The organism is uncultured Amaricoccus sp., from assembly GCF_937858865.1.
Classification (GTDB): Bacteria; Pseudomonadota; Alphaproteobacteria; order Rhodobacterales; family Rhodobacteraceae; genus Amaricoccus.
The window spans coordinates 1-7771 of sequence record NZ_CALLYO010000314.1 but is presented as its reverse complement, the minus strand read 5'-3'; the positions used below and the strand labels follow the sequence as shown (position 1 = coordinate 7771).

Annotated in this window: 9 protein-coding genes; 4 read left to right on the top strand and 5 right to left on the bottom strand. The window is 71.5% G+C overall.

Annotated elements, in window-relative coordinates:
- The first annotated feature begins 251 nt into the window (after window positions 1-251).
- The 4 genes from Q0112_RS08935 to Q0112_RS08920 all read left to right on the top strand — a co-directional run bounded on the left by Q0112_RS08935 (window position 252) and on the right by Q0112_RS08920 (window position 2825).
- Window positions 252-1520, top strand: coding sequence for a Glu/Leu/Phe/Val dehydrogenase (locus Q0112_RS08935; protein WP_297974147.1), 1269 nt, complete (start codon window positions 252-254; stop codon window positions 1518-1520).
- 90 nt (window positions 1521-1610) lie between these two features.
- A complete protein-coding gene (locus Q0112_RS08930) occupies window positions 1611-1994 on the top strand; it encodes an NADH:ubiquinone oxidoreductase subunit NDUFA12 (RefSeq protein WP_297974144.1) in 384 nt (127 codons plus the stop codon).
- A 7-nt stretch (window positions 1995-2001) separates the two neighbouring features.
- Entirely contained in the window at window positions 2002-2442 is a 441-nt protein-coding gene (locus tag Q0112_RS08925) for an outer membrane lipid asymmetry maintenance protein MlaD (protein WP_297974141.1), read from the top strand.
- The gene (locus Q0112_RS08920; RefSeq protein ID WP_297974138.1) at window positions 2439-2825 is read left to right on the top strand and encodes a DUF2155 domain-containing protein; all 387 of its coding nucleotides are present in this window, start codon (window positions 2439-2441) and stop codon (window positions 2823-2825) included. The genes Q0112_RS08925 and Q0112_RS08920 overlap by 4 nt, the downstream gene beginning before the upstream one ends.
- On the opposite strand, the gene aat is transcribed toward Q0112_RS08920, so the two are convergent.
- The 5 genes from aat to Q0112_RS08895 all read right to left on the bottom strand — a co-directional run bounded on the left by aat (window position 2789) and on the right by Q0112_RS08895 (window position 7638).
- Window positions 2789-3439, bottom strand: coding sequence for a leucyl/phenylalanyl-tRNA--protein transferase (gene aat, locus Q0112_RS08915; RefSeq protein ID WP_297974135.1), 651 nt, complete (start codon window positions 3437-3439; stop codon window positions 2789-2791). The genes Q0112_RS08920 and aat overlap by 37 nt on opposite strands.
- Before the next feature lie 5 nt (window positions 3440-3444).
- Window positions 3445-4788 carry an acetyl-CoA carboxylase biotin carboxylase subunit gene (gene accC / locus Q0112_RS08910; RefSeq protein WP_297974132.1) on the bottom strand — a complete coding sequence of 448 codons (1344 nt, stop codon included), beginning with the start codon at window positions 4786-4788 and terminating at the stop codon, window positions 3445-3447.
- Between the two features lie 7 nt (window positions 4789-4795).
- Window positions 4796-5287 carry an acetyl-CoA carboxylase biotin carboxyl carrier protein gene (gene accB / locus Q0112_RS08905; RefSeq protein WP_297974130.1) on the bottom strand — a complete coding sequence of 164 codons (492 nt, stop codon included), beginning with the start codon at window positions 5285-5287 and terminating at the stop codon, window positions 4796-4798.
- A gap of 267 nt (window positions 5288-5554) precedes the next feature.
- Window positions 5555-6322, bottom strand: coding sequence for a DsbA family protein (locus tag Q0112_RS08900; RefSeq protein WP_297974127.1), 768 nt, complete (start codon window positions 6320-6322; stop codon window positions 5555-5557).
- 8 nt (window positions 6323-6330) lie between these two features.
- Complete coding sequence (locus Q0112_RS08895; protein WP_297974124.1) at window positions 6331-7638, bottom strand: M48 family metalloprotease; 1308 nt, start codon at window positions 7636-7638, stop codon at window positions 6331-6333.
- Between the last annotated feature and the right edge of the window lie 133 nt (window positions 7639-7771).

Genomic DNA, 7771 nt, shown 5'->3' with positions numbered 1-7771 from the left:
TCGTCAACGAGGAGTGCATCACCCGCAAGGGCGAGCCGCTGCTCATCTACGCCGATCGCAAGGAAGGCTCCGCATCGGCCTCCTGACCCCGGGCGCAACGCGCCCGGCGGTGTCCGGCCACTATCCCTCAGGTTGAAACGGCCGACATTCAGGGCGGTTACACGGCATCCCTCTGCGGTTGCAGTCGGGATCCTCATCCGATATGCGAGGTCTGCCGGATTATTCGGCCGCTACTTCCGCTTATAGGAGCCATGATGTCGGACGACAGCATTTTCGAGCACGCCCTCCAGCGCCTGGACGAAGCCGCCAAGCACCTGAACGTCGACCAGGACGTGATCGAGAAGCTGAAGTTCCCGCGCGAGACGACCAAGGTCCGGCTGATGATCCGCATGGACGACGGGTCGCGAAAGTCCTTCGTCGGCTGGCGCTGCCGCTACGACGACACCCGCGGCCCGACCAAGGGCGGCATCCGCTACCATCCCGACGCCAGCTCGGCCGAGGTCGAGACGCTGGCCTTCTGGATGACCTTCAAGTGCGCCGTCATGGGGCTCCCCTACGGCGGCGGCAAGGGCGCGGTGCAGGTCAACCCGCGCGAGCTCTCCAAGGCCGAGCTCGAGCGCCTGTCGCGCGCCTACATCCAGGCCTTCGCCCGCATCATCGGCCCCGACCGCGACATCCCGGCACCCGACGTCTACACCAACTCGATGGTGATGGGCTGGATGGCCGACGAATATTCCCAGATCGTCGGCCAGGCCGAGCCGGCCGTCATCACCGGCAAGCCGATCGCCCTCGGCGGTTCGCTCGGCCGCGGCGACGCCACGGCGCGCGGCGGCTACTACCTCGTCAGGCACCTCGCGGACGAGCTCGGGCTCGGCCAGGAGATGCGCGTCGCCGTGCAGGGCTTCGGCAACGCCGGCCAGCACATCGCGCGGCTGATGGTCGCCGACGGCCACCGCATCGTCGCCGTCTCGGACTCGCACGGCGCGGTCGCCTCGGACGCCGGGCTCGACGTCGACAAGCTCATCGCCGCCAAGGACGCGGGCGGCTCGGTGGTCGACACCGTCGGGCATGACGGCCACGCGCTGCTGCCCGCGGAAGAGCTCCCCGGCGTAGGCTGCGATCTTTTCGTGCCGGCCGCGCTCGAGAACATGATCGACGCGCGCAACGCCCCGTGGCTGAAGGCGAAGGTGGTGCTCGAGCTCGCCAACGGGCCGCTCACCCCCGAGGCCGACCAGATCCTCGCCGCGAACGGCGTGGTGGTGCTGCCCGACATACTGGCCAACGCCGGCGGCGTGACCGTCTCCTACTTCGAATGGGTGCAGAACCGGCACGGCTACTACTGGCCGCTCGAGGAGGTGCACGTGCGGCTGCGCACCATCATGGAGCGCGAGGGCCGCGCCATCTGGAACATCTCCCGCGAGAAGGAAATCCCGATGCGCACCGCCGCCTACGTCCACGCCCTCGGCCGCCTCGCCGAGGCGATCGAGGCGCACGGCACGCAGGCCTTCTTCATGAGCTGACCCCCTTGCGCGCGCGGCGCCCCGCCGCGCGCGTAGCCGCTGGACCCCCGCCGGCGCATGCGCCATAAGGGGCGGAAGCGGAGGATGCCCATGGGACTGAAGACGTTCCTGCTCAAGTTCTTCACCTGGTGGAACGGCCAGACGTTCGGCACCCAGTTCTTCACCTGGCGCCACGGCAAGCGCGTCGGCGAGGACGCCGAAGGCAACGTCTTCTACCAGAATGCCGACGGCTCGCGGCGCTGGGTGATCTACAACGGCGAGGTCGAGGCCAGCCGCATCTCGCCCGAGTGGCACGGCTGGCTGCACCACACCTGGCAGGAGCCGCCGACGACGTCGCCGCTGCCGCGCCGGCCCTGGCAGAAGCCCTACGTGCCGAACATGACCGGCACCGATCTCGCCTACCGCCCGCCGGGCAGCATCCTCGCCGGGAACCGGCAGGCGCGGCCGGACTACGAGGCCTGGACACCGGAATAGGCGAGCCATGGCGAACAGCGCGGCCGAGGCGGTGATCGGCGCGGTGGTCCTCGCCACCGCCGCGGGCTTCGTCTTCTACGCCGGCCAGAGCCGCGGCCTGCAGATGGGCGGCGACACGACGGTCCTGCACGCGAACTTCCGCAGCGCCGAGGGGATCACCGTCGGCACCGACGTGCGGCTCGCCGGCATCAACGTCGGCAGCGTGACCGGCCTCGAGCTCGACCCGGCGACCTTCGAGGCGCGCACCACCTTCACCGTCGACGGCAAGCTGCGCCTGCCGACCGACTCGGACGTCAAGATCGCCTCCGAGGGCCTGCTTGGCGGCAGCTTCGTCGAGATCACCCCGGGGGCGGCCGAGGAGGTGCTGGAGAGCGGCGACGAGGTGGTGAACACGCAGGGCTCGGTCAGCCTGCTCAATCTGCTCATGCGCTTCGGGACCGGCAAATGAGCCCCGCGCTCCTCGGCATCGCCCTCGCCCTCGCTGCCGGACAGGCGGTCGCGGCGCAGTCGGCCCGGGTGGACGACACCCAGGCGACGGTCGAGGCGCGCGTCCTGCACCTGCGCGCGCTCGACAACCTGAACGGCACCACCCGCGACATCGACATGACGGTGGGCGAGACCACCAGCTTCGGCCATCTCGAGATCACCGCCGAGGACTGCCGCGTGCCGCGCGCCGAGCCCGGCGCCGACGCCTTCGCCTTCCTCCGCATCCGCGACATCCGCGAGCCGGCGCCGCGCTTCTCGGGCTGGATGTTCGCCTCCTCGCCGGCGCTCTCGGCGCTCGACCACCCGCGCTACGACGTCTGGGTGCTGAGCTGCAGCAGGAGCTGACGGTCGGCGTCCGGGCGGAGCGCCAGGAAGTCGGCCGGCCGGTTCACCGCCGCCTCCAGGGCGCGGCGATAGGTGGCCCGGCTCACCTCGATCGCCCCGAGACGCGCCAGGTGCGGGGTCACGAACTGGGTGTCGAGCAGGCGGAAGCCGCCGGCGCGGAGCCGGGCGACCAGCGCGATCAGCGCGAGCTTCGAGGCATCGCGGCGGCGGCTGAACATGCTCTCGCCGAAGAAGGCCGCGCCGAGCGCCACCCCGTAGAGCCCGCCGGCGAGCGCCCCCTCCTGCCAGATCTCCACCGAATGCGCATGCCCCATGCGGTGCAGCTCGCGGTAGAGCCGCTCGATCTCGGCATTGATCCAGGTCTCCTCCCGCGCGGCGCAGGCGGCGACCACGCCGGCGAAGTCGCCGTCGATGCGGATCTCGAACGCGTCCTTGAGAAAGCTCCGCGCCAGCCGCCGCGGCACGTGCAGCCCGTCGAGCGGCAGCACGCCGCGCTGCGCGGGATCGACCCAGAAGAGTTCGCCCGCGTCGGCCGATTCCGCCATCGGAAAGACCCCCGAGGCATAGGCCTGCAGGAGGATCGTCGGCGTGATCTCGGGCAGCTCGTCTCGCACCGCCGTCAGCGCTCCTCGGCGAGCCACTTCTCCAGCCAGTGGATGTTGTAGTCGCCCTTCTGGATGTCGGGCTCGTCGAGCAGCGCGTCGAAGAGCGGCGTCGTCGTGTCGACCCCGTCCACCACCAGCTCGGAGAGCGCGCGGCGGAGCCGCGCCAGCGCCAGCGGCCGCGTCCGCGCGTGCACGATGAGCTTGCCGATCAGGCTGTCGTAGTAGGGCGGGATGACGTAGCCGCCGTAGATCGCGCTGTCCATGCGCACCCCGAGCCCGCCCGGCGCATAGTAGGTGTCGACCCGCCCCGGGCTCGGCTGGAACTGCGGCAGCCGCTCGGCATTGATCCGGCACTCGATCGCGTGCCCCGACGGCTCGAGGTCGGCCTGGCTGAACGACATCGGCAGCCCCGCCGCCACGCGGATCTGCTCCTGCACCAGGTCGACGTCGTAGATCGCCTCGGTGACCGGATGCTCCACCTGCAGGCGGGTGTTCATCTCGATGAAGTAGAACTCGCCCTTCTCGTAGAGGAACTCGATCGTCCCGGCGCCGGCGTAGCCGATCTTCGCCACCGCGTCGGCGCAGATCCGCCCGATCCTGACCCGCGTCCGCGCGTCGATCGCCGGCGAGGGCGCCTCCTCCATCACCTTCTGGTGCCGCCGCTGCAGGCTGCAGTCGCGCTCGCCGAGATGCACGGCCTTGCCCTTGCCGTCGCCGAAGATCTGCACCTCGATGTGCCGCGGCGCGCCGAGATACTTCTCGAGATAGACCTCGTCATTGCCGAAGGCCGCCTTCGCCTCCGCCCGCGCGGTCTGGAAGGCGCCGTCGATGTCGGCTTCCGAGCGGGCGAGCTTCATCCCCCGCCCGCCGCCGCCGGCCGTCGCCTTCACGATGACCGGATAGCCGATCTCGCCGGCGATCCGCCGCGCCTCCTCCAGCGTCGGCACCGCCCCGTCCGAGCCCGGCACGCAGGGCACGCCGAGGGTCCTCATCGTCTCCTTGGCGGTGATCTTGTCGCCCATCAGGCGGATATGCTCGGACGAGGGCCCGATGAAGGTGAGGCCGTGGTCCTCGCAGATCTGCACGAACTTCGCGTTCTCCGAGAGAAAGCCGTAGCCGGGATGGATCGCCTCGGCGCCGGTGATCTCGCAGGCGGCGATGATCGCCGGCATCAGCAGATAGCTCGTCGCCGCCGGCGGCGGCCCGATGCAGACGCTCTCGTCCGCCATCCGGACGTGCATCGCGTTCGAATCGGCGGTCGAATGGATCGCCACCGTCTGGATGCCCATCTCCTTGCAGGCGCGGTGGATGCGCAGCGCGATCTCGCCCCGGTTGGCGATCAGGACCTTCTTGAACATGCCGCGCTCATTCCAGGATGAGGAGCGGCGCGCCGAACTCCACCGGCTGGCCGTCGGCGACGAGGATGCGCTTCACCCGCCCGGCGCGCGGAGCGGCGATCTGGTTCATCGTCTTCATCGCCTCGACGATCAGGATCGTCTGCCCCTCGCTCACCTGGTCGCCCACCCGGACGAAGGGCGGGGCGTCCGGCTCGGGCTGCAGGTAGACGGTGCCGACCATGGGCGAGGGCACCACCCCCGGATCGTCGGCCGGATCGACGGGCATCGCCGGCCCCGGCACCGGGGCGGGCGATGCCGCCGGGGCAGGGGCCGCGGCGACCGGCGCCGGCGCATGGGTCGGGACGGCGACCACCGTCCCCTGCCGGGCCACGCGCACGGTCAGCCCGTCGTCGTCGCCATAGTCACGGTTCACCTCGATCTCGGTGAGATCGTTCGCGCGCAGGAGCTCGGCCAGCGCCTTGATGAACTCTATGTCCGACTCCTGCGGTCTTTTGCTCATGTGCGCCCTGTTCTTATTGTCGCGGACTTCGCCGCCTCACCCGGCCCCGGGGCAGGTTCCTGTATATTCGGCGCGGCGCGGGGTTGGAAGGGCGGAAATCTCGCCGGCGCGGGCGGGCACACCGGCCCGTGCCCGGCCGCGTTAACGAAGGTTGCCATTTCCTTTACGCTGAAGGCCCTTCTTCAGCGATATCAATGGCTTGACCAAATGGGCACGCGTGCCCACCCCGTGCCCGGGCACACCTCCGGCGGCGGCCCGGGCGGCGGCTCAGCCGTCCTCCCGCACCTCCGCGACCAGCGCCCGCATCTGCGCCAGCGGCAGGTAGCCGCGCACCATCCGGTCGTCGAAGACGAAGGTCGGCGTGCCGGCGATGGCGAGCTTCTCGGCCAGCGCCCGCGTCTCGCCCAGCCGCCGCTCCACCTCCGGATCCTGCATCGCCGCGCGGATCGCCGCCGGGTCGAGCCCCACCTCGGTCAGCGCCGCATCGAGGCTCGCGTCGGTGATCCCGCCCTCGACCGTCATCAGCTTGGCATGGAGCGCGGCGTATTTCTCCTCGCCCTCCGCGATCATCGTCGCCACCGCCGCCCGCGCCGCCAGCTCCGAGCCCGGCCCGAGGATCGGCATCTCCTTGACGATCAGCCGGATGTCGCCGTCGCTCGCGAGCAGCTCCACCACCTCCGGCTGCGCCCGCCGGCAGAAGCCGCACTGGTAGTCGAGGAACTCCACCAGCGTGAACGCCCCCTCCGGGTTGCCCCCCACCCAGGAGAAGCCGTCGTCGAAGATCGCGTCCGCGTTCATCGCCACGAGGTTGCGGTCGTTCTCCGCCGTCGCCGCCTGCTGCTTCTGCTCGAGCAGCGCGATCATCTCCTGCAGCACCTCGGGATGGGCGAGCAGGTAGCCGCGGATCTCGGCGTGCAGCGCCTCCCGCTCCGCCGGGGAGAAGGGCGAGGAGGCCTGCGGCTCGTCGGCCGAGCCGGGCAGGGCGATCGCCAGCGCCATCAGGGCGGCGGCAAGGGGAACAAGGAAAGCTCGCATCGGGTCCTTCACTTCAGCGCGCGTCGCGCCATGCTAATGATGTCCTGCGCCCGGCGCCAGCCCGGCGACCCCTCCGGCAAGAGCGCCGCCGCCCGCTCGGCATTCCGGTCGGCGTCGCGAAACCGCCCCTCGACCGCGAAGCGCTCCGCCGTCGCCAGCGCCGCCGCCCCCTCGTTGCCGAGCCGCGCCTCGGCCAGCGCCAGGTCGCGCAGCACCGCCCCGTTGGCCTTGTCGAGCGCGAAGGCCTGCTCCAGCACGTTGCGCGCCTCCGCGGTCGCCGCCGCCTCGTCCATGTTGAGCAGCGCCCGCCCGAGCCCGCCGAGGATCAGCGGCTCCTTCGGCGCCAGCCCCGCCGCCCGCCGGTAGACCCCGGCTGCCGCCGCCGCCTTGCCGCTCTCGAGCAGGAACTGCGCCTCGAGGTCGAGATAGTAGGCATCGTCCGGCCGCGCCGCCAGAAGCGCCCGCATCGCCGCCCCCGCGCGCGCCCCGTCCGGCCGCCGGTGCCAGGCGATCGCCCGCGCCAGCTCCGCCGCCTCCGAGCCGTCGCGCTCGGGATACTTGCGCAGCGTCTGCGCCGGACTGCCGAGGAAGGCGTCGAGCTTCGCCACCATCCGCCCGTGCCAGTAGGCGTCCTCCGCCGAGGGCGGCTTGCCCGGCGGCATCTTCGCCACCCGGTCCTCGATCAGCGCCATCCGCTCGCTCCACATCGGATGGCTCTGGGCATAGGGATCGACGTGCCCCGCCGCGAGCAGCGCATCCTGCCCGCGGAAGCGGTCGAGCACGTCGAGCATCGCCTCCGGGTCGCCGCCCGCCGCCGCCAGATAGCGCAACCCCGCCTGGTCCGCGCTCGCCTCCTCGCCGCGGCTGTAGGCGAGCACGCTCCGGTGCGCCACCTGCGCGCTGCCCGCGGCGATGGCGACGCTCGCCTCGGGCACGCCGCCCGCCGCCGCCGCCAGCGCCCCGAGCATCCCGATCGCGGCGATGCCCGCGCCCCCGCGCGTCGCATCCCCCCGCCGCGCCAGGTGCCCGCCGGTGATATGCCCGATCTCGTGCGCGATCACCGCCCTGAGCTCGTCGACCGAATCGAGCTCGGTCATCAGCCCGGTATGGATGAAGATGTTCGACCCGCCGGCCACGAAGGCGTTCGGCTCGCGGTCGCTGACGATGTAGATCCGCACCGCCCCCGGCCGCAGCCCGGCGGCGCGCAGCAACGGATCGGCGATGCGCCCCAGCGTATGCTCGATCTCCGCATCGCGGATGAGCGACAGCGCCGCCGCCGGCCCGCCCGCCGCCAGCGCCGCCACCACCGCCAGCATCGCCGCGAGCCTGCGCAGAGCCCGCCCTCCTTCCTGCCACGCCGCAGGCTACGGCGGGCGCGCCGCCCCCCGCAACCGGCGCGGCCGGCGATCGCGGCGGCGATCCCCCGATCGTGAACGCCCCTTTCGCCCC

Coding starts and splice junctions, on each gene's coding strand:
- Q0112_RS08935 (WP_297974147.1), top strand. CDS start 252: ATGATGTCGGACGACAGCATTTTCGAGCACGCCCTCCAGCGCCTGGAC.
- Q0112_RS08930 (WP_297974144.1), top strand. CDS start 1,611: ATGGGACTGAAGACGTTCCTGCTCAAGTTCTTCACCTGGTGGAACGGC.
- Q0112_RS08925 (WP_297974141.1), top strand. CDS start 2,002: ATGGCGAACAGCGCGGCCGAGGCGGTGATCGGCGCGGTGGTCCTCGCC.
- Q0112_RS08920 (WP_297974138.1), top strand. CDS start 2,439: ATGAGCCCCGCGCTCCTCGGCATCGCCCTCGCCCTCGCTGCCGGACAG.
- accC (WP_297974132.1), bottom strand. CDS start 4,788: ATGTTCAAGAAGGTCCTGATCGCCAACCGGGGCGAGATCGCGCTGCGC.
- accB (WP_297974130.1), bottom strand. CDS start 5,287: ATGAGCAAAAGACCGCAGGAGTCGGACATAGAGTTCATCAAGGCGCTG.
- Q0112_RS08900 (WP_297974127.1), bottom strand. CDS start 6,322: ATGCGAGCTTTCCTTGTTCCCCTTGCCGCCGCCCTGATGGCGCTGGCG.
- Q0112_RS08895 (WP_297974124.1), bottom strand. CDS start 7,638: ATGCTGGCGGTGGTGGCGGCGCTGGCGGCGGGCGGGCCGGCGGCGGCG.